This window comes from Serratia sp. BFP-2025, from assembly GCF_050880365.1.
In the GTDB taxonomy this organism is placed as follows: Bacteria; Pseudomonadota; Gammaproteobacteria; order Enterobacterales; family Enterobacteriaceae; genus Serratia; species Serratia surfactantfaciens.
This window is the reverse complement of sequence record NZ_JBPAFV010000003.1, coordinates 224,286-245,160: the sequence shown is the minus strand read 5'-3', so window position 1 is coordinate 245,160 and position 20,875 is coordinate 224,286. Positions and strand designations below refer to the sequence as shown.

General features: G+C 61.0%; 22 protein-coding genes and 1 pseudogene. 16 read left to right on the top strand and 7 right to left on the bottom strand.

The window, feature by feature from the left end; translation table 11 throughout:
- Window position 1: 1 nt before the first annotated feature.
- Genes ACRAWE_RS19215 through ACRAWE_RS19200 form a run of 4 tightly spaced genes read right to left on the bottom strand, consistent with a single transcriptional unit; the run spans window position 2 to window position 3,505 of the window.
- The gene (locus ACRAWE_RS19215; RefSeq protein ID WP_019453266.1) at window positions 2-925 is read right to left on the bottom strand and encodes a 3-hydroxyacyl-CoA dehydrogenase family protein; all 924 of its coding nucleotides are present in this window, start codon (window positions 923-925) and stop codon (window positions 2-4) included.
- Between the two features lie 17 nt (window positions 926-942).
- Window positions 943-2,127: an acetyl-CoA C-acetyltransferase gene (locus ACRAWE_RS19210; RefSeq protein WP_432525764.1), complete on the bottom strand. Its 1,185-nt coding sequence runs from the start codon at window positions 2,125-2,127 to the stop codon at window positions 943-945.
- 14 nt (window positions 2,128-2,141) lie between these two features.
- Window positions 2,142-2,795, bottom strand: coding sequence for a CoA transferase subunit B (locus ACRAWE_RS19205; RefSeq protein ID WP_025305151.1), 654 nt, complete (start codon window positions 2,793-2,795; stop codon window positions 2,142-2,144).
- Window positions 2,796-2,806: 11 nt separating this feature from the next.
- A complete protein-coding gene (locus ACRAWE_RS19200) occupies window positions 2,807-3,505 on the bottom strand; it encodes a CoA transferase subunit A (protein WP_004933280.1) in 699 nt (232 codons plus the stop codon).
- Between the two features lie 168 nt (window positions 3,506-3,673).
- Between ACRAWE_RS19200 and ACRAWE_RS19195 the strand changes: the two genes are divergently transcribed.
- Window positions 3,674-4,591 carry a LysR family transcriptional regulator gene (locus tag ACRAWE_RS19195; RefSeq protein WP_063918086.1) on the top strand — a complete coding sequence of 306 codons (918 nt, stop codon included), beginning with the start codon at window positions 3,674-3,676 and terminating at the stop codon, window positions 4,589-4,591.
- Here ACRAWE_RS19195 and ACRAWE_RS19190 read toward each other — a convergent pair.
- Complete coding sequence (locus tag ACRAWE_RS19190) at window positions 4,581-4,880, bottom strand: helix-turn-helix domain-containing protein (protein WP_019453270.1); 300 nt, start codon at window positions 4,878-4,880, stop codon at window positions 4,581-4,583. The genes ACRAWE_RS19195 and ACRAWE_RS19190 overlap by 11 nt on opposite strands.
- Before the next feature lie 3 nt (window positions 4,881-4,883).
- Window positions 4,884-5,234, bottom strand: coding sequence for a type II toxin-antitoxin system RelE/ParE family toxin (locus tag ACRAWE_RS19185; protein ID WP_432525763.1), 351 nt, complete (start codon window positions 5,232-5,234; stop codon window positions 4,884-4,886).
- Between the two features lie 272 nt (window positions 5,235-5,506).
- On the opposite strand from ACRAWE_RS19185, the pseudogene ACRAWE_RS19180 reads away from it, so the two are divergent.
- The 4 genes and pseudogenes from ACRAWE_RS19180 (at window position 5,507) to ACRAWE_RS19165 (ending at window position 7,729) form a co-directional block, all read left to right on the top strand.
- A pseudogene (locus ACRAWE_RS19180) lies at window positions 5,507-6,511 on the top strand (hypothetical protein).
- Entirely contained in the window at window positions 6,511-6,900 is a 390-nt protein-coding gene (locus ACRAWE_RS19175) for a hypothetical protein (protein WP_063918084.1), read from the top strand. Before ACRAWE_RS19180 ends, ACRAWE_RS19175 begins: the two are co-directional and overlap by 1 nt.
- A 27-nt stretch (window positions 6,901-6,927) precedes the next feature.
- On the top strand, window positions 6,928-7,320 hold the full coding sequence (locus ACRAWE_RS19170) for a hypothetical protein (protein ID WP_063918083.1): 393 nt from the start codon (window positions 6,928-6,930) through the stop codon (window positions 7,318-7,320).
- 13 nt (window positions 7,321-7,333) lie between these two features.
- Entirely contained in the window at window positions 7,334-7,729 is a 396-nt protein-coding gene (locus ACRAWE_RS19165; RefSeq protein ID WP_154747159.1) for a hypothetical protein, read from the top strand.
- On the opposite strand, the gene ACRAWE_RS19160 is transcribed toward ACRAWE_RS19165, so the two are convergent.
- Window positions 7,717-8,037 (bottom strand): hypothetical protein, encoded by a 321-nt coding sequence (locus ACRAWE_RS19160; protein WP_211130204.1) that lies wholly within the window; start codon window positions 8,035-8,037, stop codon window positions 7,717-7,719. The two genes, ACRAWE_RS19165 and ACRAWE_RS19160, sit on opposite strands and share 13 nt — an antisense overlap.
- Before the next feature lie 236 nt (window positions 8,038-8,273).
- Here ACRAWE_RS19160 and ACRAWE_RS19155 point away from each other — a divergent pair, with 236 nt between their 5' ends.
- The 11 genes from ACRAWE_RS19155 to ACRAWE_RS19105 all read left to right on the top strand — a co-directional run bounded on the left by ACRAWE_RS19155 (window position 8,274) and on the right by ACRAWE_RS19105 (window position 20,859).
- Window positions 8,274-9,644 (top strand): glutamine synthetase family protein, encoded by a 1,371-nt coding sequence (locus ACRAWE_RS19155; protein WP_432525761.1) that lies wholly within the window; start codon window positions 8,274-8,276, stop codon window positions 9,642-9,644.
- A gap of 29 nt (window positions 9,645-9,673) precedes the next feature.
- A complete protein-coding gene (locus ACRAWE_RS19150; protein WP_197667682.1) occupies window positions 9,674-10,084 on the top strand; it encodes a GNAT family N-acetyltransferase in 411 nt (136 codons plus the stop codon).
- A 13-nt stretch (window positions 10,085-10,097) separates the two neighbouring features.
- Window positions 10,098-10,787 carry a trehalose-6-phosphate synthase gene (locus ACRAWE_RS19145; protein WP_432525759.1) on the top strand — a complete coding sequence of 230 codons (690 nt, stop codon included), beginning with the start codon at window positions 10,098-10,100 and terminating at the stop codon, window positions 10,785-10,787.
- 595 nt (window positions 10,788-11,382) lie between these two features.
- Window positions 11,383-12,993: an ABC transporter permease gene (locus tag ACRAWE_RS19140; RefSeq protein ID WP_244889058.1), complete on the top strand. Its 1,611-nt coding sequence runs from the start codon at window positions 11,383-11,385 to the stop codon at window positions 12,991-12,993.
- A gap of 15 nt (window positions 12,994-13,008) precedes the next feature.
- On the top strand, window positions 13,009-13,800 hold the full coding sequence (locus ACRAWE_RS19135) for an ABC transporter ATP-binding protein (RefSeq protein WP_432525757.1): 792 nt from the start codon (window positions 13,009-13,011) through the stop codon (window positions 13,798-13,800).
- A 32-nt stretch (window positions 13,801-13,832) separates the two neighbouring features.
- Window positions 13,833-14,915 (top strand): porin, encoded by a 1,083-nt coding sequence (locus ACRAWE_RS19130; protein ID WP_432525755.1) that lies wholly within the window; start codon window positions 13,833-13,835, stop codon window positions 14,913-14,915.
- A gap of 583 nt (window positions 14,916-15,498) precedes the next feature.
- Window positions 15,499-16,278 carry an ABC transporter ATP-binding protein gene (locus ACRAWE_RS19125; protein ID WP_063918074.1) on the top strand — a complete coding sequence of 260 codons (780 nt, stop codon included), beginning with the start codon at window positions 15,499-15,501 and terminating at the stop codon, window positions 16,276-16,278.
- Between the two features lie 112 nt (window positions 16,279-16,390).
- Window positions 16,391-17,083, top strand: coding sequence for an MgtC/SapB family protein (locus ACRAWE_RS19120; RefSeq protein WP_019453282.1), 693 nt, complete (start codon window positions 16,391-16,393; stop codon window positions 17,081-17,083).
- Window positions 17,084-17,110: 27 nt separating this feature from the next.
- Window positions 17,111-17,995 carry a LysR family transcriptional regulator gene (locus tag ACRAWE_RS19115; RefSeq protein WP_432525754.1) on the top strand — a complete coding sequence of 295 codons (885 nt, stop codon included), beginning with the start codon at window positions 17,111-17,113 and terminating at the stop codon, window positions 17,993-17,995.
- A gap of 261 nt (window positions 17,996-18,256) precedes the next feature.
- Window positions 18,257-20,437 carry a carbon starvation CstA family protein gene (locus tag ACRAWE_RS19110; protein ID WP_060430817.1) on the top strand — a complete coding sequence of 727 codons (2,181 nt, stop codon included), beginning with the start codon at window positions 18,257-18,259 and terminating at the stop codon, window positions 20,435-20,437.
- A 218-nt stretch (window positions 20,438-20,655) separates the two neighbouring features.
- Entirely contained in the window at window positions 20,656-20,859 is a 204-nt protein-coding gene (locus tag ACRAWE_RS19105) for a YbdD/YjiX family protein (protein ID WP_004953088.1), read from the top strand.
- The last annotated feature ends 16 nt before the right edge of the window (window positions 20,860-20,875 follow it).

Below are 20,875 nucleotides of genomic sequence, written 5' to 3'. Positions count from 1 at the left end.
ATTACGGTTTCAGCGCAAAGCGCAGCTGATGCGCCCGGCGCCGTTGAATGCGTTCCCTGCGTGCTTCATCCCACAGATAAAATCCCCGGCCGCTGCGTTGGCCGCTATCGCCGCGCTGCAGCCGCTGTTCCACCAGCGCCATCATCTCGTCGCCGGTCGCCAGTTCCGGGAACAGGTGGCGGGCGATGTCCGCCACTGTCGCCAGCCCGGTCATGTCGGCGGCTTCGAGCGGGCCGACCATGGCGTAGCGCCGCCCCAGCGAGGCGCGCATCACCTGATCCACCACCTCGGCGCTGGCGATACCGCTGTGTACGATGTGCAGCGCCTCGCGCAGCACCGCAAACTGCAGCCGGTTGCCGACAAACCCCGGCGCGGCGCGCTCCAGCAGCACCGCCTCAAGATCCATCTCACCGAGCAGCGCCTGCACCGCCGCCAGATGACCCGGTTCGGTGGCGCTGCCGGGCACGATCTCCACCAGCGGGATCAGGTGCGGCGGGTGCCAGAAATGGGCGATCAATAGGCGCTGCGGATGGGTCATGCGCGCCGCCAGCTCATCCGGCGGCAGGCCGCTGGTGTTGCTGGCGATCACCGCGTCGTCGGCGATCAGCCCTTCCAACTGCTCATACAGCGCATGCTTCAGCTCGAGCCGTTCCGGGATCGCCTCGATAAGCAGCCGGGCGCGCGCCACCTCGTTCAGATCGCCGGTCACGCGCAGCCGCGCCAGCGCCGCGTCGCGCTCATCGTTATCAAACTGCCCGACGTCGCTCAGCTCGGCCAGAATGCCGCTCGCCACCACCGGCGCTTCCGCCAGGCGCTGCGGATCCGGGTCATACAGCAGCACCCCATGGCCGTGGCGGATAAAATGGGTGGCGATGCCCACCCCCATCAAGCCGGCGCCCAGCACCGCATAGTCAGATGACTGCATCGTGCCTCCTCGGTTGTTTACGGGCGCTCTACCGCCAGCGCCACGCCCTGCCCGCCGCCGATGCACAGCATCGCCAGCCCCTTGTTCACCCCGCGGCGCTGCATTTCGAACAGCAGCGACACCAAAATGCGGCAGCCGGACGCGCCGATCGGATGCCCCAGCGCGATTGCCCCGCCGTTGACGTTGACCCGCTCCGCATCCCAGCCCAGTTCTTTACCCACCGCCAGCGCCTGCGCGGCGAAGGCTTCGTTGGCTTCGATCAGATCGACCTCCTCCAGCCGCCAGCCGGCTTTTTCCAGGCAGCGGCGCGCGGCCGGCGCCGGGCCGATGCCCATGATCGCCGGATCGACGCCCGACGAGGCGTAACCGGCGATGCGCGCCAGCACCGGCAAGCGCAGCGCGGCGGCTTTTTCCGCGCTCATCAGCAGCACCACGGCGGCGCCGTCATTGAGCGACGAGGCGTTACCGGCGGTCACCGTACCCTCCTTGCGAAACGCCGGGCGCAGCCGCGCCAGCGCCTCAGGGCTGGTGTCGCGCAGCTGCTCGTCGTGCTCAACCCGCTGCGCCTCCCCCTTCGGCTTCGGCACCGTCACCGGCGTGATCTCCTGCGCGAAACGCCCGGCCTGCTGCGCCGCCTGCGCCTTCTGCTGCGAGCGCAGCGCGAACCTGTCTTGTTCTTCTCTGCTGATGGCGTATTTCTCCGCCAGGTTTTCGGCGGTGATGCCCATGTGATAGTCGTTGAACGCGTCCCACAGGCCATCGTGGATCACGCTGTCCACCATCTGCGCATGACCGAGACGCAGACCGGCGCGCGCACCAGCCATCAGGTAAGGCGACTGGCTCATGCTCTCCTGGCCGCCGGCGATCACCGCCTCGGCGTCGCCGCTGCGGATCGCCTGTACCGCCAGATGCACCGCCTTCAAACCGGAGCCGCACACCTTGTTGATGGTCAGCGCCGGCGTCGTAACGGGCAGCCCGGCGTTCAGCGCGGTCTGGCGCGCCGGATTCTGCCCGCAGCCGGCGGTCAGCACCTGGCCGAGGATCACTTCATCGATCTGCTGCGGCGCCACGCCGCTTTGCGCCAGCAGCCCCTGCACCGCCGCCGTGCCCAGTTCCACCGCCGTCAACGGCGCCAGCGCGCCGTGAAAACTGCCGACCGGCGTGCGCGTCGCCGCCACGATCACCACTTCACGTTGTTGCACATTCACCTCCCGTTTCAGAAACGCATTTCCGGCACTTGCTCCGGCACGATCAGCCGGCCGGCGGTTTTGGCGACAATCTCCGCCACGCTGACGCCCGGCGCGCGTTCGCGCAGCACGAAGGCGCCGTCTTCAATTTCCAGGTAGGCCAGATCGGTCAATACCTTGCGGATGCAGTTGGCGCCGGTCAGCGGCAGCGTGCAGCGCGGCAGCAGCTTGGACTCGCCGCCCTTTGCGGCGTGGGTCATCACCACGATGATGTTCTCCGCTCCCGCCACCAGATCCATCGCGCCGCCCATGCCCTTGACCATCTTGCCGGGGATCATCCACGAGGCGATGTTGCCCTCGACGTCCACTTCAAACGCCCCCAGTACGGTCAGATCGACGTGGCCGCCGCGGATCATGGCGAACGACTGCGCCGAATCGAAGATCGACGCGCCGAGGCGCGCGGTGACCGTCTGCTTGCCGGCGTTGATCATGTCGGCGTCCAGTTGCTGCTCGGTCGGGAACTCGCCCATTCCCAGCAGGCCGTTTTCCGACTGCAGCATCACGTCCATGCCCGCCGGCACGTAGTTGGCCACCAGCGTCGGGATACCGATGCCCAGGTTGACGTAGTAACCGTCTCTCAGCTCTTGCGCCACGCGCTGCGCCATTTGTTCACGGGTAAGCATGCGAATTCTCCTTATGCCCGCAGGGTGCGTTGTTCGATACGCTTCTCGAAGGTGCCCTGGATCAGCCGATCGACGTAGATGCCGGGGGTATGGATCGCCGCCGGATCCAGCTCGCCCGGCGCCACGATCTCTTCCACTTCCACCACCGTGATGCGCCCGGCGGTCGCCATCAGCGGATTGAAGTTCTGCGCGGTGTGGCGATAGATGACGTTGCCGAAGTGATCGGCCTTCCAGCCTTTAACGATGGCGAAATCGCCGGTGATGGCGGTTTCCATGATGTAAGGGCGGCCGTTGAACTCGCGCACCTCTTTGCCTTCGGCGATCGGCGTGCCGTAACCGGTGGCGGTGAAGAACGCCGGGATACCGGCGCCGCCGGCGCGGATCTTCTCAGCCAGCGTGCCCTGCGGCGTGAGATCCACCTCCAGCTCGCCGCTGAGCGCCTGCTGCTCGAACAGCGCGTTTTCGCCGACGTACGATCCCACCACCTTGCGGATCTGATGGGTTTCCAGCAGCCGCCCGAGGCCGAACCCGTCGACGCCGCAGTTGTTGGAAACCACCGTCAAGCCGCGCACGCCGCGCCGGCGGATCTCTTCGATCAGGTTTTCCGGGATGCCGCACAGGCCAAAGCCGCCCGCCAGCACCGTCATGTTGTCCGTCAGGCCTGCCAGCGCTTCCTGGTAGCTGCCGACGCGTTTGTCGAGCCCTGCCATATCGTTGCCCCTGCATGTTGCGGCGCAGGGCGAAATGCCCTGGCTTGCGTGAGGGCATCTTCAGGTCACAAAAATGATTTGTTAATTTTGTTTTTATGCCGCATTCATTTAGAATTTTTATTAATCAACCGTTAACCGACAATTAACAAAGAGTTAACGCCAGCCAAAATGAAAATGAGCATCAAACAGTTACGCGCGTTTTTAGCGGTAGCTCACACTCTGAACTTCGCCCAGGCCAGCGAGCGGCTGAATATTTCTCAGCCAGCGCTCAGCCTGGCGATTCGTGGGCTGGAAGACGCGCTGGGCGGGCCGCTGCTGCTGCGCACCACCCGCCGGGTGACGCTGACGCCGGAGGGGGAAACCTTCTTCCCGATGGCGCGCCAGCTGCTGGCGGATTGGGACAACGCGGAAGAGGCGATGCGCCAGCGCTTCACCCTGCAGATGGGCAAGGTGGCGATCGCCGCCATGCCGTCGTTCGCCGGCAACCCGCTGCCGCCGATCCTCAAGGCGTTTCGCGATCGTTACGCCGGCATCAACGTGGCGGTGCACGACGTCATCAACGAGCAGGTGTTTGAAATGATCCGCGAAGGCCGGGTGGAGATGGGCATCGCCTTCGAGCCGGAGCCGAGCGACACCCTGCACTTCACCCCGCTGTGCCGCGATCGCTTTATGGCGGTGGTGCCGAAGGATTCGGCGCTGGCGCGCAAGGCGCAGGTGAGCTGGAAGGAGCTGCTGACGCTGGATTTCATCACCCTGCAGCGGCCATCGGCGGTGCGGCTGCTGCTGGAGCAGGAGCTGGCCCGCAGCGGCCGCACGCTGGAGGTGGCGTTTGAAAGCCACCAGCTGGTAACGGTCGGGCGCATGGTGGCCAACGGCCTCGGCGCCAGCGCGGTACCGGCGCTGTGTGAGCAACAGATGGATGAGCTGGGAGCGGTCTGCGTGCCGCTGATCGGCCCGATCATCGAACGGCGCGTGGGCCTGATCCGCCTGGCGCAGCATCAGCTCTCTTCCGCCGCGCAGGCGCTGGCGACGGTGATCGAACGGGAGATGGCGGGAAGTGGCGCAGAACCTGCGTTTAAACCGTAAACCCGACGTGCTTGCCGCCCGGCAGCTCAACGTCCAGGCGCAGCGTGCCGCCCATCGCTTCCACGTAGCGTTTCAAGGTGGAAATCTTCAGCTCGTTGCCGCGCCCTTCGATGGCCGCGACTGAAGGCTGGGAAATGCCCAACGTTTTCGCCAGTTCCTGTTGGGAAATATTCAGCGCTTCCCGCAGCTGGTGAAGGTGCGCTTCAAACAGCATCTCTTCGGCCATTTCCTCGATACGCCGGCGGCTCTCCGGCGTGCGGGAGGCCAGCAGTTGTTTTAAGGTGCTCATGGGTTACTCCTTGAAATTACACATCAAATATTGGGTGAACTGCGCATCCGCGATGGGCAGCATCACTTTATAAAACCGCTTCTCATTACCCGTTTTGTCGCCCGCACACAGCACAATCGCCTGCTGCGCCGGATCGAAGGCGAAAAAAGCGCGAATCGGCCGCCCTTTGTGCTGAATACGCAGCTCTTTCATGTTGGGATGCAACGAGCCTTTCAGCACGTCGACAAAAGGCCGCCGAAGAGAAGGCCCGGCACGCTCGAGCATCACCAGCGCGGCCAGCACCTTTTCCTGCGTCGATTCATCCTGCTCACCGAGCCACCGATCAAACTCTTCCGTTGTCATTACCGTCCACATGGCATCTCCTGATTATAGAGTACAATCTATGACAAGACGATAGACCGGAATATATAATTTTATCCAGACCGCCATTGGCGTTTTGACTGGCGACTCGCAAAAGAAACCGATAGGACCATCGTCTATCAATTCAATCAAATAGAGGGAAGGAGAGGCAAATTTAGCGAAATACCGATGTTTTCAGATGATTCTCCGATCGAGAGCGTGAGCCAGAACCTGTTACCACCCTGTAGAAAATGTTAAGTTTCCTAAAAATAAGGAGGCTTTTTGACATGGAACAGAAGTCCAGCAGCATCGCACCGGGCTATTGCATCGCCTAACAAACCGGCCCGCTCGCCTTCCACGCCAACTACCTGTTCGGTGGCAGGCCATCGGAAGCGGCACGCTTTTTTATGCAGCTCAATGCCGATACGCCGCTGGTTCAACCGGGGCAAATGCTGATCGTCGCCGATCCGCGCAATCATAATCAATCTACGCAGATCGCCGCCCTGATGCAGGCCAAGAGACGTACCAGCAAAGCGGTGAAAGCCGGTGACAGCGATTTCTCCACCTTCTTGCACCGTAATTACGCCGCTATCGCCGCCTTCACCAGCTATGGGGAAACGGTCGTCGGGCTGGCTTCGGATGCCGGAGAACGCTACTTCAGCCAGATCAAAAATATCCTGGTTGAGATTGAAAAAACCTACCAAAATCAGTTCCGCACGAGTGGCGCGTTGATTGGCACCCAGTTTCAGGTGGAACGGGCGCGGCTGTTCGGTACATTAAAACCGTTACTGAATCGCCTTACTCGTGCTCAACTCAATATGAAAGAGTATGCGCATATCAAACACGCGCTGGGGCTCTCCAGTAAATCGCTGGTGCATGAATGGAGCACCGCCGGCGTCGGCGCCATTAGGGGTTATTCGAACTACGTCGACAGCGCCAGCCGTGCGGCCAAGTTTATGAAAGCCGGCGGCTGGATCGGCATCGGATTGAGTGGGCTGAATACCACCAACGACGTCTACAATGCCTGCACCACTGGCCGCGAACAGGAGTGCGCCAAGATCGCGGTAAAGGGATACAGTCATTTTGCGGCGAGTACTGCGGCGGGGATTTTGGGGGGTGAAGGCGGTGCAATGTTAGCAATGACGGCTTGCAGTATCGTCTTAGGCGCCTCCACGTTTGGTACCGGTATTTTAGCTTGTGGTATAGCAGGCGCTGCTCTGGGTGGCGCAGCTGGCAGTTGGGGTGGCGGTGTAGCCGCCGACAGCATTACTGGTTTCATTTTTGGTGAATAATGAAAATCGCTATCGTCCTGTTCTTCACTCTGACATTGATTAGCGCCTTGGTGCAGTATCTTTGCTATCGGCGCTATAAAGACGAATTTTCTGAATTCTATCAACGTTATGTGCAAAGCGCCCATCCCTTGCCTCCATTTGTCATCTTCGCGGATAACCTTGGTTTGCTCGGTGTGTCTATTAAAGCGCAATGGTTCCGTTGGGTATTGAATGGCAGAAAAATAAGGATAGGGAAAAACGCTTTTCTGAGCTCAAAAACCTACGAATTCGTGAATGAAAACACATCTCAACATCTGAAGAGTTGGATTCGAAAAGACTTCATCTTAAGCGTGCTGAAAATGGGGTGTTTGGCGTTAATGTGCATTTTTGCTTTTTTGAGTAAGGCATAACGCCCCTTGAACCTTAGCCGGTGGCTTATGAAAATAGCATCACTTACTGCAGCCGTGCTGCTCTTACTTTGTTGGCTTGCTCAATATATTTACTCTCGTCGCTATAAACACGAGTTCGATGTTTTTTATCAACGCTATACCCAACAGGGCCACTTTGTCCCTGCTCACGTCGCAATTGCCGATGGCCTTGGCTCTTTAGGTACTTCCATCAAAGTCCAATGGTTCAGAGGGATCCTTTTCGGCAAGAAAATCAAGGTGAAGAAAAACCAATATCTTCCCGCCAAGACCTATGAATTTTTTCGTCTTTCATCATCTGAACGCTTGCAGACCTGGATGAAAAACAACGGCACGCTTTTGGCGCTGGAAGGCTTGTTCTTCATCATGGCATTGATCTTTATGATGATAACGAGAATGTCGTGATTCAGGCTGCTCGATGAAAACCCTTGTCATATTATGCTTAACGCTGCTGGTTTTAAGCACCTTCATCCAGTTCATTGGTTACCGTCGCCATAAAAAAGAGTTTGATGCTTTCTATCAGCGTTACGCCGGCAGCGGACATTTTATTCCGCCCTACGTCGCCTTTGCCGATAGCCTCGGCATGCTTGGAACCTCATTGAAAGCACAGTGGTTTCTTTGGATCCTGAAAAGGAAAAAAATAAAAATAAGGGATCAGGTTTGGCTCGATGCGAAAACCTACGATTTCGTGCAAAAAACCGCCTCTCCTGAGCTACAAAAGTGGCTGGCGATGGATTTTATACTTTTGCTCGTAGAGGCCATGATTACCACCGTGGGCTGTATTTTTATTTACCTCATCAATCATCTAAGTTGAGCAGACGCGTTGCTCCCCTCCACCGCCTGCACCGCCGCCTTTTGCGTGGCACGCTGATATAAGCACAGCTCCCTGCCCGGCTGGTTTTTCATAAACGGCTGCGGGTAGCGCCCGCCGATAAACAGCGCCGAATAGCCGACGTCGTCACCGTAGTGAATAATCGCCCCTTCCACCCTGGCATTTTTTAGCCCGCTGGCTTGCAGGCAGGCGGCGCGCATCGCCCGTTCGCTCTTGGCCCACGCCTGGGGGGAAGACGCAGTGGCGTTGAACGCGGCCAGCGCGGCGATAAGCAGCCCTATTCTCTTCATCGTTATCTCTCCTTCTACGGCCCGTCTCGCCAGTATAGACCGTGCCGCCCCGGCCAACCCGCCACGTTCTTTACGGCATTTTTATTCCGCGCCCCGTTAACGTTACGGCGTTTTTACAGACAGTTTTTGCCGCCGCAGATACCCTTTTCACATCGCCGCTATGGCCTCACAAGAGAGTTGTCTCATGCGTTTATCCCTGCCTCTGGCCGTGACCGGTCTTCGTTCTGGAGCACGCCATGCATTCTAATATCATCGGCTTCAATCCCCTGCTGGCGGAGCTGCCCGCTTCGCCGACGCGCACCTTCCGTAAAGAGCTGGAGCACTATCTGCAGCGCTATCCGGATACCGAACAGCTGGATATTTATCTGCACGATCTGAACGGCCAGCTGCGCGGCAAACGGCTGCCGATCGCCGAAGCCTTTGGGCTGGAAAAAGGCTGCTACTTCCCGCTGTCGATCTACGCCATGGATCTGCACGGCCGGGTGATAGAAGAAAGCGGGCTGGGGCAGCGGGCGGGCGAGCCGGACCGGCTGTGCCTGCCGGTGCCCGGTACGCTGCGCCCCTGCGCGCGCGATCCCGAGCGCCACGCCCAGCTGCTGCTGACGATGCAAAACGCCGATGGCGACGCCTGCGAGCTGGAGCCGCGCGTGGTGCTGCAACGGGTGCTGAAGCGCCTGCACGAGCGCAACTGTTTCCCGGTGGTGGCGGCCGAACTGGAGTTCTACCTGCAGGATCCGCAGCACCCCGCCGAGGCGGAAACCTGCCCGACGCAGAGCTTCGCGGTGGATGCGCCGGAGCGCCACCATGCGCTGCTGAGCGACATCGAACGGCACGCGCGGCTGCAGAGCCTGCCATTGACCGGCGTGGTGGCCGAAGCCGCCTCCGGCCAGTACGAGCTGAACCTGCATCACAGCCGGCGCGTGCTGGAAGCCTGCGACCAGATCATGGCGCTAAAACGCCTGACGCGGCAAATTGCCGAGCAACATCACCAGCACGCCTGCTTTATGGCCAAGCCCTGCGCCCACGCCGCCGGCAGCGGACTGCACTTTCACATCAGCCTGCAGAACGAGCACGGCGAGAACCTGCTGACCGGCGCGCCGGGCGAACTGAACGACAACATGCAGCAGGCGATGGCGGGCATGCTGGCGCTGATGCCGGCGTCGATGGCGATCCTGGCGCCCAATATCAACGCGTTCCGCCGTTTCCGCCCCGGCATGCACGTGCCGCTGCGCGCCTCCTGGGGCCACAACAACCGCACGGTGGCGCTGCGCCTGCCCTGCGCCGACAGCGCCAACCAGCGCATCGAATACCGCCTGGCCGGCGCCGACGCCAACCCCTATCTGGCGCTGGCGGTGATGCTCGGCGGCCTGCTGCACGGGCTGGAACAGCCGCTACCGCTGCCGCCGGCCGCCAACGGCTGCGAGAGTGACAACGCCGCCCCCTTGCCGCTCGGCCAACAGGAGGCGCTGACGCTGTTCCGTCACAGCGATCCGCTGCGCGAGCTGCTCGGCCCGGCGTTCTGCACTCTGTGGCACACCTGCAAAAGCGCCGAACTGCGCCGCTTCGAGGAACAGGTCACCGCCGCCGAACTCGGCTGGATGCTGTAACCACCCGGTTCATTAACCTAAGGATAATCATGAAGATGCAACCGCAACCGGCGCCCGCGCAGCCGCTGCTCTGCTGGCGCAAAGGCGTTTTTCATATCAGCACCGACCGGCAGTTATTGGACATCGAGGCGATCCAGCGTTTCCTCAGCCTGCCGGATCGGGCGGCGGCGGAGCGCTTGGTGCACCACGGCCTGTGCTTCGGCCTGTACCGCAAGCGCCACCTGCTCGGTTTCGCCCGCATGGTGACCGATTACGCCACCTTCGCCTCGGTGAGCGAACTGTTCGTCAGCGCCGAATACCGCGGCGTCGGGCTGGGCAGCTGGCTGACGCGCTGCTGCCTGGCGCATCCGGCATTACGCGGCCTGCGCGTCACGCTGCCCGCTCTGCAAGCCCCCTGGCGCGCCGATTGTTCGGCGCATGCCCCGCGCGCCCTTCACTGATAAGGAGCTCCTGATGTCTCGTTTAGTGCTGATTTCGAACAAGCAGTGCGACGGCAAGGATCTGGCCTGCGCCGGCCAGACGCTGGCGGCCGACGCCGAACCGGGGCTGTGGCTGGGCTGGAACGGCGACGTGCAGAATTTTGCGCAGCGCCCGATCAGCTGCCGCCAACGCGCCGGTTACGATCAGGTAACCTTCCCGCTGTCGATCGAGGAGTTCCGCCGCCACTATCAGGGCTACTACCACGACGGCCTGTGGCCGGTGTTCCACAACCAGCCGGAGAAGGCGCACTTCACGCCGGAAAACTACCGCGCCTACCGGCAGCTGAACCGCCATTTTGCCGATATCGCCTGCGAGCACCTGTGCCCCGGCGACATCGTCTGCATCGATGACTACCAGCTGCTGCCCTGCGCCCAGGCGCTGAAGGAACAGGGGCTGCTGAACGCCTGCGCGTTCTTTTTCCACCTGCCGTTTCCGTCGGCGGCGCTGCTGCGACGCATCCCGGAACACCGCCAGCTGATCGCTTCGCTGCTGTTCTACGATCTGATCGGCTTTACCTGCACGGACGATCGCAACGCCTTTCTCAGTTGCCTGGCGGGCGAGTTCCCGCTGGAGATGCTGCCCGACGACCAGATCCAGGCCAACGGGCATCTGTTCGCCACCGGCATTTTCCCCGCCGGCATCAACGGCAGACAGGTTTATTGATTTACGGCGGCGTGCCCCCTTCAGGCGCGCCGTTTTATTTCGCCGTGATTTATTTTTACCGCCTTTATCGCCATCAGCATGCGTTATTTCACTTTATGAATATAGCGATTAAAAAATGAATATTCATCCTGTTACATATCATCCGTAAAAACCCTACGCCGCCAATTGCTTTTTATTAGTAAAAAACATTACCCTCTCCCTGCCATATTTAAACCGAGGAGGGCCCCATGGGCGATGAAAGTTTTAGTTTTACGCTAATACTATTGGGCGTCTTTCAGTAATGCCATCCGCGTTGCATTCTGAAAGACACGGAATGCGGCAACCGCTCCCCTTCTGACGGCCTTTCCCGCTCTGCCGGCCCACCCATCGCCCCGCTGCGAAAACAACGTCTGTCTCAACCGCTACGGCGGTATTTATCTGATGTCGCCGGGTATATTCCCCGAGCGCCGACGGATTTCTTATGGGAAAAATAAGGTATTGCGTTATGCAAAATAACCGGGGTACATCTGTTTTCAGAAAGTCTTATTTAAATGACTTTATCGTTATCGCCATCGGTGTTTTTTTCATTGCCTTTTTTATTCGTGCCTGGGGTGACATGCACGGTGACTTCAATGAACAAAACGTCTCTGCCATTAATCTCGACGCCTGGAACCTGCTTTATTATTCGCTCAGAACCAGCATGCGCTTTCTCCTCGGCATGGCCTGGTCACTGCTGTTTTCTGTGGTATTCGCCGTGCTGGCCGCGCGCTATGCGCCGCTGCGCCGGGTGATCCTGCCCTTCGTCAACTTTATGGAGTCGGTGCCGCTGGTAGGGTTCCTGACCTTCACAACCGTGTATTTTCTCAACCTCTACCCGCACAGCGTGATGGGGCTGGAGTGCACCGCCATCTTCGCGGTGTTTACCGGCCAGGCCTGGAACATGATGCTGACGCTGTATCAGACGCTGCGCATCGTGCCCAAGGAGCTGGATGAAGCCGCACGCAGCTTCAATTACAACCCGTGGCAACGCTTCTGGCGGCTGGAGTTCATCTATTCAGTGCCGGGCCTGCTGTGGAACGCCATGGTGTCGCAATCCGCCGCCTGGTTCGCCCTGGTGGCCTCCGAGGCCATTCCGGTCGGCGATCGCTCGGTCGAACTGCCCGGCGTCGGCTCCTATATCGCCGAAGCGCTGGCGCAGCAGAACGTGCCGGCGATCCTGTATGCGATCGTCGCGCTGGCCGCCAACATCGTGCTGCTCGATCAGCTGGTGTTCCGCCCGCTGGTGCGCTACACCGCGCGCTTCAAATACGAAGACGTTACCACCAACCGGCCGCTCGGCAATCCGTGGTTTTATAACAGCCTGGCCTTCTCGCACGTTGGCGCGGCGCTCGGCCGCACGCTGCGCACGCTGGCTGACCTGTGGCTGTTCAAGCTGCCGCGGCTGTGGTACGCCCTCGGCCTGCACCGCCTGTTCAGGATCGCCGCCAAAGGCAACTGGCTGTGGCGCAGCCTGTGGTATCTCGGCGTGGTGCTGGCTTGCGTGTGGTTCGGCTATCAGTTGTGGGAATATTTCCCCAAACAGTACTTCGCCATGTTGCCAGAGTGGATGTTGCTCACCACCGCGCGGGTGGCTGCGGCCATGCTGCTCAGCGTGGCGATCTTCACGCCGCTGGGCGTCTGGATCGGCATGAACCCGCGGCTGGTGAAGATCTTCCAGCCGATCATCCAGATCCTGGCGGCTATTCCGCCCAACATTTTCTACCCGCTGATCGCCGCCTTCATCGCCATTTATCACCAGGATCTCGGCTGGTGGGCCATTCCGATGATCATGCTGGGCACCCAGTGGTACGTGTTGTTTAACGTGATCGCCGGCGTTTCCGCCATTCCGACGCAGATCACCGAAGTCAGCGAAACCTTCGGGCTGCGCCGCCTCCGCTGGTGGCGCTACTACATGCTGCCGGCGATCTTCCCCTACATCGTGACGGGCATCATCTCCGCCGCCGGCGGCGCCTGGAACAGCGCCATCGCCGCCGAGGTGATCCAGTGGGGCAGCACCACCCTCAGCGCCACCGGGCTGGGCGCGTTCATTTCCGTCGTCACCGACGCCGGCAAGAACCCGGAGTCTGCGCTGGGCTGCGCCGCGATGTGCGCGCTGGTGGCGCTGTGCATCATCTTCATCTGGCAACCGCTGTATCGCATCGCGGAAACCAAATTCAAATATGACTGATCGAGGGGGAACCACATGGTGACTCAAGAGGTAATTATCAGCGCCCGCCGGCTGAACAAGACGTTTATCGGCGAAAACAAACGCCCCAAACCCGTGCTGCGCGACGTATCGCTGACCGTGCACGCCGGCGAGTTCGTTACCATTCTGGGGCAATCCGGCTCGGGCAAGTCCACGTTGCTGCGCATGCTGGCCGGGCTGATCCCACCGGACAGCGGCACGCTCACCCTGGCGGGCAAACCGGTCGATGGCCCGAGCGCCAACGCCGGCATGGTGTTTCAGTCCTACGCGCTCTATCCCTGGCTGGCGGTGTACGACAACATCGCCTTCGGGCTGCTGGCGCAAAAACTGCCGCCGCAGACGATCGCCGAACGGCTGGACGCGCTGCTGCGCCTGGTGGGCCTGAGCGGCTATGAGCACGCCTGGCCGCGCGAGCTTTCGGGCGGCATGCGCCAGCGTGTGGGCTTCGCCCGGGCGTTGGCGGTAGAGCCCGACGTCTTGCTGCTGGACGAGCCCTTCTCCGCTCTCGATATCTTTACCGCGCAAAAACTGCGGGGCGACCTGCTGGCGTTGTGGGGGGAAAACCGGCTGCGCACGCGCGCCATGGTGATGGTGACGCACGACGTCGAAGAGGCGGTGCTGATGTCCGATCGGGTGCTGATCCTGGACGCGACCAGCAAACGGATCGACGACGAATTCAGCGTCAACCTCCCGCGCGCGGCGCGCAACCGGGAAAGCCTGCGGCACCTCACCGATCGGATCCGCAGCTGCCTGTACAAAAAAATCGCGCAAGCGCAATCGGCCGGTTAACGGCCCTGTTTTCATCCACTTGGGGAATTGAAATGAACCATAAAAGCTTGCTGATGACGCTGGTCATCCTGCTGCCGGCCGCCGCCACCGGCGCGGAAATCGTCAATAAAGACGGCAATAAGCTGGATCTGTACGGCCAGCTGAACGGCGTGCATTACTTCAGCAGTGACGCCGACAATAACGGCGACCGCTCCTATACCCGCTTCGGTTTCAAAGGCGAGACGCAGATCGGCGACGGGCTGACGGGGTATGGCCAATGGGAATATCAGGCCGGGCTCAATCAGCCGGAAAGCGCCGGGCCGGGCGACAGCTATACCCGCCTCGGCTTCGCCGGATTGACGTTCGGCCGCTGGGGCAGCCTGGATTACGGCCGCAACTACGGCCTGCTGTATGACGTGGCCGGCTGGACCGACGTGCTGCCTGAATTCGGCAACGACAGCTACGAAGCGGCCGACAACTTTATGACCGGCCGCGCCAACGGCCTGCTGACCTACCATAATCGCAGCCTGGGCGGTCTGGTCGACGGCCTGGATCTCGGCCTGCAATATCAGGGGAAGAATCGGGGGGACGACGCTCACCGGGCGAAGGATATCCAAACGCAAAACGGCGATGGTTACGCCTTTTCCGCCACTTACGACACCGGCGCGGGGCTAAACTTTGGCGCCGCCTACGCCAACTCTGCGCGCACCCTGGCGCAGCAACGCTTCGGCCTGGCTGACGGCGATCGCGCCCGGGCCTGGACGCTGGGGCTGAAATACGACCAGGACAACCTCTACCTGGCGGCAAGCTACGCACGCACCGAGAACATGACCTACGTCGACGGCGATCGCTACGCCGGCTTCGCCCCGCGCGCAGACGCCGTCGAGGCGGTCGCGCAGTATCACTTCGATTCCGGCGTCACGCCCTCGGTAGCCTACCTGCAAACGCGCGGCCGCAACCTGCCCGGCATTGGCGACGCCGATCTGGTCAAATACCTGGATCTGGCGCTGAACTACAGCTTCAACGCCAACATGTCGACCTACGTGGAGTACAAACTCAACCTGCTGCAGCGGCAGAACGCCGCTGGCGCCAGCGCCGACGACATCGTCGAAACCGGCATCATGTATCAGTTCTGACCCCCATCCCGGCCAGAGGGCACCCTCCGGCCGGTTCATTATTCGACTTTCCGCCCGCCACTTATTCTCTCGTTTAATTCAGGTTTATATTTCCACAAAATGACGCCTATATTCATTCTCGCGCTTTCTGTTGACACCCCGTTTAATGAATAAAGAAAATTTTTCCCGCATTCATATTAAATTACATTTTGCCGCCATAATTCGGTGCATCCACATTGAACAATAGGCAATAGCACGCGTATTATGGCCACACGAAAAATAACGGGAGAATGATATGGACGGCGACAGTTGGTTGTTTATTTTATTGTTGGAGCCGCTGAGGTCACAGGAGCAATAGTCATCCCATTGCATCCTGAAAGTGTCAGGATATGAGTCAGTTACAGCATCCCTTCGCTTTACCCTTCAGCCTCTGGCCTACGCGCACGCCGCACTGGCGCGCCCGACGGGCTACCCCCTCCAGCATAGCGTATTAACAGCCCGATAACGGCCAGGCTTATTTGCACTCGCATTTATTTTACGCCTGCCCGGCGATAAATATCGGCCCTTTTTCCATGCTCATATTTTAATTGGGTGGAGACAGATCATGATGGTAAAAAAAACCACGCTGCTGACGGTCAATAACGTCAGCAAAAGCGTTCAGCCTACCGGTAAAGAAAAACGTCTGGTGCTGGATGAAATCAATTTGCGCCTCTATGACAACGAAGTCGTCAGCATTTTGGGGCAGTCCGGCTCGGGTAAATCCACCCTGCTGCGCATGCTTTCCGGCCTGATCGCGCCGGATCTGGGCAGCGTGATGCTGGGGGATAAAAAAGTCTCGGGGCCGAATCCGCAGATCAACATGGTGTTCCAGACCTTCGCCATTTTCCCGTGGCTGAACGTCTACCAAAATATCGCCTTCGGGCTGCAGGCGCAGGATCTGCCGCCGCAGGTAGTCGAAGCCCAGACGCTGAAAATGCTCGATCTGGTCGGGCTCGCGCCCTACCGCGACGCCTACCCGCGCGAGCTTTCCGGCGGCATGCGCCAGCGGGTCGGCTTCGCGCGCGCGCTGGCGGTTGAACCGATGCTGCTGTTGCTGGACGAGCCGTTTTCCGCGCTGGACGTCTATACCGGCGAGCACCTGCGCAGCGATCTGCTGCGTATCTGGAGCACGCGCCAGATCAAAACCCGCTCCATCGTGCTGGTCACCCACAGCGTAGAGGAGGCGGTGATGATGTCTGACCGCATCCTCCTGCTGGGCGCCGGCACCCTCGACGGCTGCTATCACATCACGCAGCGCCGCGAGGCGCGCACCCGCGAGGGGATGCAGCCGCTGACGGACAAAATCAGCGAGGCGCTCAGCCGGCAGATCGCCGCCGCGCACTGAGCGCCGCCCTGGCCTGGCGGGACGGAATCCCGCCAACTTAACTACCTGTTTATCAAGAGTTACCCCACCACGGGTGGCTCATGATAAGCGGATAATACATCGAGTTATTATCATGCATTTCATTCATACGCTGCTGACGCTGCTGACCGCGTCCGTCCTGGGCGCCGCCATCGGCTACGAAAGACAGTTCCGCCAGCGCACCGCCGGGCTGCGCACCAACACGCTGGTGGCCACCAGCGCGGCGATCTTCGTCCATCTGGCCATGACCATCGACGGCAGCGGCGGCGCGGTGCGCGTCATCTCCTACGTGGTCTCCGGCGTCGGCTTTCTCGGCGCCGGGGCCATCATGAAGGAAGGGATGAACATCCGCGGCCTGAACACCGCCGCCACGCTCTGGGGCTCCGCAGCGGTCGGCGCCTGCGCCGGCTGCGGCCTGTACGGTGACGCGCTGGCCGCCACGCTGTTCGTGCTCGCCGCCAACACCCTGTTGCGCCCGCTGGTCAATATGGTCAACAAACAGCCCTTCAATGACGTTAACGGCGAATCCACCTACCAGATTTGCGTCATTGCCTTCGAGCATGAACAGCGTGAAGCGCTGGCCAAATTCAAACAGGTGCTGCAAGGGGAAAACTGCTTTATCTCGCATCTGGATATCGAACCCTTCGGCGACGACGACGTGGAGATCACCGCCACCTTGATGCCGGCCTCCGTCACCACGCCGGTGCTCGACCAGACCATCAATAAATTGCTGAACGACAGCATGATGAAACAGGCCTATTACAGCCGCATCGCCGGCTCCGGCTGATGCCTTTCACTTCCAGGGAGATCAACCATGAAAACCATGCCAAAGCTGGCGCATCTGACGATGTTCAAAGACATTGTCCACTGTGGAAGTTTGCACGAGGCCGCGAAAAAGCTGGCCATCTCGCAACCGACGCTCAGCCGGGTGCTGAAAGAGCTGGAAATGACCATCGGCGCGCGGCTGCTGGAGCGCAGCAACCGCGGCGTGCGCCTGACGGTGGTCGGTGAGCTGTTTTACCGGCGGATAGACGCCGCCACCAATCAGTTGCTCAACGCGTTTGACGAGCTGCGCGGCCTGAGCGCTGACGGCGAGAAGCGCCTGCGGGTAGGGATGAGCGTCGATCCGCTGCTGTGCTACCTGCCGCAGGTGCTCGAAGGCTTCAACCGCCGCTACCCGCATACCCGGGTGACGGTGGTGGAGGACGGCCCGGAAGGCCTGCTGGCCCGGCTGAGAAACTGCGAGCTGGATTTGGCGGTCAGCAGCCTGAACGGCGCGGCGGGCGGCGCCGATCTGGCGATGCAGGCGCTGAAGAGCGAGCGCTTCTCGCTCTATCAGGGAGGCGACCTTACCGCAGCCGGGCAGCCGCCGGCCGAGGCCAAATGGGTGGTGCCGCGCTCCTGCTCGGTGGGGCATGCCGCCATCCGCGAGATCGCCGAACGCTACACGCCGCATGGCCAGATCGTCGAGACCGACTCCTTTCTGGCGACCTGGTGCCTGGTCAGGCAGCAGGGCTATATCGCGCTGCTGAGCGATCGGGTGGTCGCGCACTACGCCCCGCAGCTGCACCTGCAGAAAATCCCGACGCAAGAGATCGACATCAGCGCGCGCTTTTACGTCTTTACCCGCCATGAGCCGGCCACGCCGCCGCTCAGCGCCGCGTTTATCCACCTGCTGCAGGCCATGCAGACGGCCTGAGGAGGCAGGCCGCCGCCCGCCGGCGGCCGAATCCCTTCTCCAGGCCGCCAACCGCTTACCCCGCCAATCCAACCGTTCACCCGGCGGATCTGACCGCTGAGCGAAATACGCCTGTCTTCCCCCCTTACCCCCGGCGATGATGAGCTGTTCCTAAACCCGCCTTACCTCGGGAAAGACGCTACGGCTCACCGCGCCACTCTGACATCTCTTACAAGCGGATGAGTTCATTCATATTTTGCAGACTGGAATTAAGGATACCTCATGAAACGAGAGGGGATTTTAAAGCACATTCCGTGGATGCTGCTGGGGATACTCGGCGCAGCCTGCCTTGGCGTGGTGGCGCTGCGCCGCGGCGAACACATCAGCGCGCTGTGGATCGTCGTCGCTTCGGTGGCGGTGTATCTGGTGGCCTACCGCTACTACAGCCTGTACATCGCCACCAAGGTGATGAAGCTGGACGCCGGCCGCGCCACGCCGGCGGTGGTCAACAACGACGGCCTGAACTACGTGCCGACCAACAAGAACGTGCTGTTCGGCCACCACTTCGCCGCCATCGCCGGCGCTGGGCCGCTGGTGGGGCCGGTGCTGGCCGCGCAGGTCGGCTACCTGCCCGGCACGCTGTGGCTGCTGGGCGGCGTGGTGCTGGCGGGGGCGGTGCAGGACTTTATGGTGCTGTTCATCTCCTCGCGCCGCAACGGCGCCTCGCTCGGTGAGATCATCAAAAAAGAGATGGGGCCGATACCGGGCACCATCGCGCTGTTCGGCTGCTTCCTGATCATGATCATCATCCTGGCGGTGCTAGCGCTGATCGTGGTGAAAGCGCTGGCGGAAAGCCCGTGGGGCGTGTTCACCGTCTGCTCCACCGTACCGATCGCGCTGTTTATGGGCATCTACATGCGCTATCTGCGCCCCGGCCGCGTGGGTGAAGTGTCAGTCATCGGCATCGTGCTGCTGGTAGCCGCCATCTGGTTCGGCGGCGTGGTGGCGCACGACCCGTACTGGGGCCCGGCGCTGACCTTTAAAGACACCACCATCACCTTCACGCTGATCGGCTACGCGTTCGTCTCCGCCCTACTGCCGGTATGGCTGATCCTGGCGCCGCGCGACTACCTGGCCACCTTCCTGAAAATCGGCGTGATCGTCGGGCTGGCGATCGGCATCGTGATCCTCAACCCTGAGCTGAAAATGCCGGCGGTGACCCAGTTCGTCGACGGCACCGGCCCGGTGTGGAAAGGCACCCTGTTCCCGTTCCTGTTCATCACCATCGCCTGCGGCGCGGTCTCCGGCTTCCATGCGTTGATCGCCTCCGGCACCACGCCGAAGCTGCTGGCCAATGAGACCGACGCGCGCTTTATCGGCTACGGCGCAATGCTGATGGAGTCCTTCGTCGCCATCATGGCGCTGGTGGCGGCTTCCATCATCGAACCGGGCCTGTACTTCGCCATGAACACCCCGCCGGCGGCGCTGGGCATCACCATGCCGGATCTGCACCGCCTGGGCACCGAAGACGCGCCGATGATCATGGCTTCGCTGAAGGACGTGACCGTGCACGCGGCGGCGGCGGTCAGCTCCTGGGGCTTCGTCATCAGCCCGGAACAGATCCTGCAGACTGCCACCGACATCGGCGAACCTTCGGTGCTGAACCGCGCCGGCGGCGCGCCAACGCTGGCGGTGGGCATCGCCCACGTGTTCCACCAGATCATTCCGGGCGCCAACATGGGCTTCTGGTACCACTTCGGCATTCTGTTCGAGGCGCTGTTCATCCTGACCGCGCTGGACGCCGGCACCCGCTCCGGCCGCTTTATGCTGCAGGATCTGCTCGGCAACTTCGTGCCGTTCCTGAAGAAAACCGACTCGCTGGTGGCCGGCATCGTCGGTACCGCCGGCTGCGTCGGGCTGTGGGGCTACCTGCTGTATCAGGGCGTGGTGGATCCGCTCGGCGGCGTGAAGAGCCTGTGGCCGCTGTTCGGCATCTCCAACCAGATGCTGGCCGCCGTGGCGCTGGTGCTGGGCACCGTGGTGCTGATTAAGATGAAGCGCACCCAATACATCTGGGTGACCGTGCTACCGGCGGTGTGGCTGCTGATCTGCACCACCTACGCGCTGGGCCTGAAGCTGTTCAGCGACAACCCACAGCTGGAAGGCTTCTTCTTCCTGGCCGGCGAATACAAGCGCAAGATCGCCGAAGGCGGCGCCGAGCTGAGCGCCCAGCAGATCGCCAACATGAACCACATCGTGGTGAACAACTACACCAACGCCGGGCTGAGCATTCTGTTCCTGCTGGTGGTGTACAGCATCATCTTCTACGGGGTGAAAACCGCGATGGCGGCGCACAAGAACCCGAAACGCACCGACCAGGAAACGCCTTACGTGCCGGTGCCGCAGGCCGCGCCCGCCGACGGCGTAACTGAGGGGGAGGTCAAAGTTTCGACCCAGCATTGATGTGATTTAACGGATACCCTGCATAATAAACGTTAAGTAGTACCCAAAGCCGCACGGCCTGTGCATCGCAAGATGCCAGGCGTGCGGCGCGATGCAATCGAGATACCCGGGGCGACCCGGAGGTGGGGCATCCCTGCGGGAACCCCATCCCCCGGCTTCCCCTAATATCAGGCTTAAGCAACCGCTGTAGTGATGCAGGGTAAAGTTGGAGAAGGCTTATGTTCGGAAATCTCGGCCAGGCGGGGAAGTACCTCGGGCAGGCGGCGCGCATGTTGGTGGGCGTGCCTGACTACGATACCTACGTCCAGCACATGAAAGACAACCACCCGGACAAGCCGGTGATGACCTATAAAGAATTTTTCCGCGAGCGCCAGCAAGCGCGCTACGGCGGCGACGGCAAAGGCGGCATGCGCTGCTGTTAACCCGCAGTCACAAGGA

Bases quoted from the DNA above. Each gene is read 5' to 3' on its own strand.
- ACRAWE_RS19170 (WP_063918083.1), top strand. From the start codon at position 6,928: ATGAAAATAGCATCACTTACTGCAGCCGTGCTGCTCTTACTTTGTTGG.
- ACRAWE_RS19185 (WP_432525763.1), bottom strand. From the start codon at position 5,234: ATGTGGACGGTAATGACAACGGAAGAGTTTGATCGGTGGCTCGGTGAG.
- ACRAWE_RS19200 (WP_004933280.1), bottom strand. From the start codon at position 3,505: ATGGCAGGGCTCGACAAACGCGTCGGCAGCTACCAGGAAGCGCTGGCA.
- ACRAWE_RS19150 (WP_197667682.1), top strand. From the start codon at position 9,674: ATGAAGATGCAACCGCAACCGGCGCCCGCGCAGCCGCTGCTCTGCTGG.
- ACRAWE_RS19120 (WP_019453282.1), top strand. From the start codon at position 16,391: ATGCATTTCATTCATACGCTGCTGACGCTGCTGACCGCGTCCGTCCTG.
- ACRAWE_RS19105 (WP_004953088.1), top strand. From the start codon at position 20,656: ATGTTCGGAAATCTCGGCCAGGCGGGGAAGTACCTCGGGCAGGCGGCG.
- ACRAWE_RS19195 (WP_063918086.1), top strand. From the start codon at position 3,674: ATGAAAATGAGCATCAAACAGTTACGCGCGTTTTTAGCGGTAGCTCAC.
- ACRAWE_RS19190 (WP_019453270.1), bottom strand. From the start codon at position 4,880: ATGAGCACCTTAAAACAACTGCTGGCCTCCCGCACGCCGGAGAGCCGC.
- ACRAWE_RS19215 (WP_019453266.1), bottom strand. From the start codon at position 925: ATGCAGTCATCTGACTATGCGGTGCTGGGCGCCGGCTTGATGGGGGTG.
- ACRAWE_RS19130 (WP_432525755.1), top strand. From the start codon at position 13,833: ATGAACCATAAAAGCTTGCTGATGACGCTGGTCATCCTGCTGCCGGCC.
- ACRAWE_RS19110 (WP_060430817.1), top strand. From the start codon at position 18,257: ATGAAACGAGAGGGGATTTTAAAGCACATTCCGTGGATGCTGCTGGGG.
- ACRAWE_RS19160 (WP_211130204.1), bottom strand. From the start codon at position 8,037: ATGAAGAGAATAGGGCTGCTTATCGCCGCGCTGGCCGCGTTCAACGCC.
- ACRAWE_RS19175 (WP_063918084.1), top strand. From the start codon at position 6,511: ATGAAAATCGCTATCGTCCTGTTCTTCACTCTGACATTGATTAGCGCC.
- ACRAWE_RS19125 (WP_063918074.1), top strand. From the start codon at position 15,499: ATGATGGTAAAAAAAACCACGCTGCTGACGGTCAATAACGTCAGCAAA.
- ACRAWE_RS19145 (WP_432525759.1), top strand. From the start codon at position 10,098: ATGTCTCGTTTAGTGCTGATTTCGAACAAGCAGTGCGACGGCAAGGAT.
- ACRAWE_RS19205 (WP_025305151.1), bottom strand. From the start codon at position 2,795: ATGCTTACCCGTGAACAAATGGCGCAGCGCGTGGCGCAAGAGCTGAGA.
- ACRAWE_RS19115 (WP_432525754.1), top strand. From the start codon at position 17,111: ATGAAAACCATGCCAAAGCTGGCGCATCTGACGATGTTCAAAGACATT.
- ACRAWE_RS19165 (WP_154747159.1), top strand. From the start codon at position 7,334: ATGAAAACCCTTGTCATATTATGCTTAACGCTGCTGGTTTTAAGCACC.
- ACRAWE_RS19135 (WP_432525757.1), top strand. From the start codon at position 13,009: ATGGTGACTCAAGAGGTAATTATCAGCGCCCGCCGGCTGAACAAGACG.
- ACRAWE_RS19140 (WP_244889058.1), top strand. From the start codon at position 11,383: ATGCACGGTGACTTCAATGAACAAAACGTCTCTGCCATTAATCTCGAC.
- ACRAWE_RS19155 (WP_432525761.1), top strand. From the start codon at position 8,274: ATGCATTCTAATATCATCGGCTTCAATCCCCTGCTGGCGGAGCTGCCC.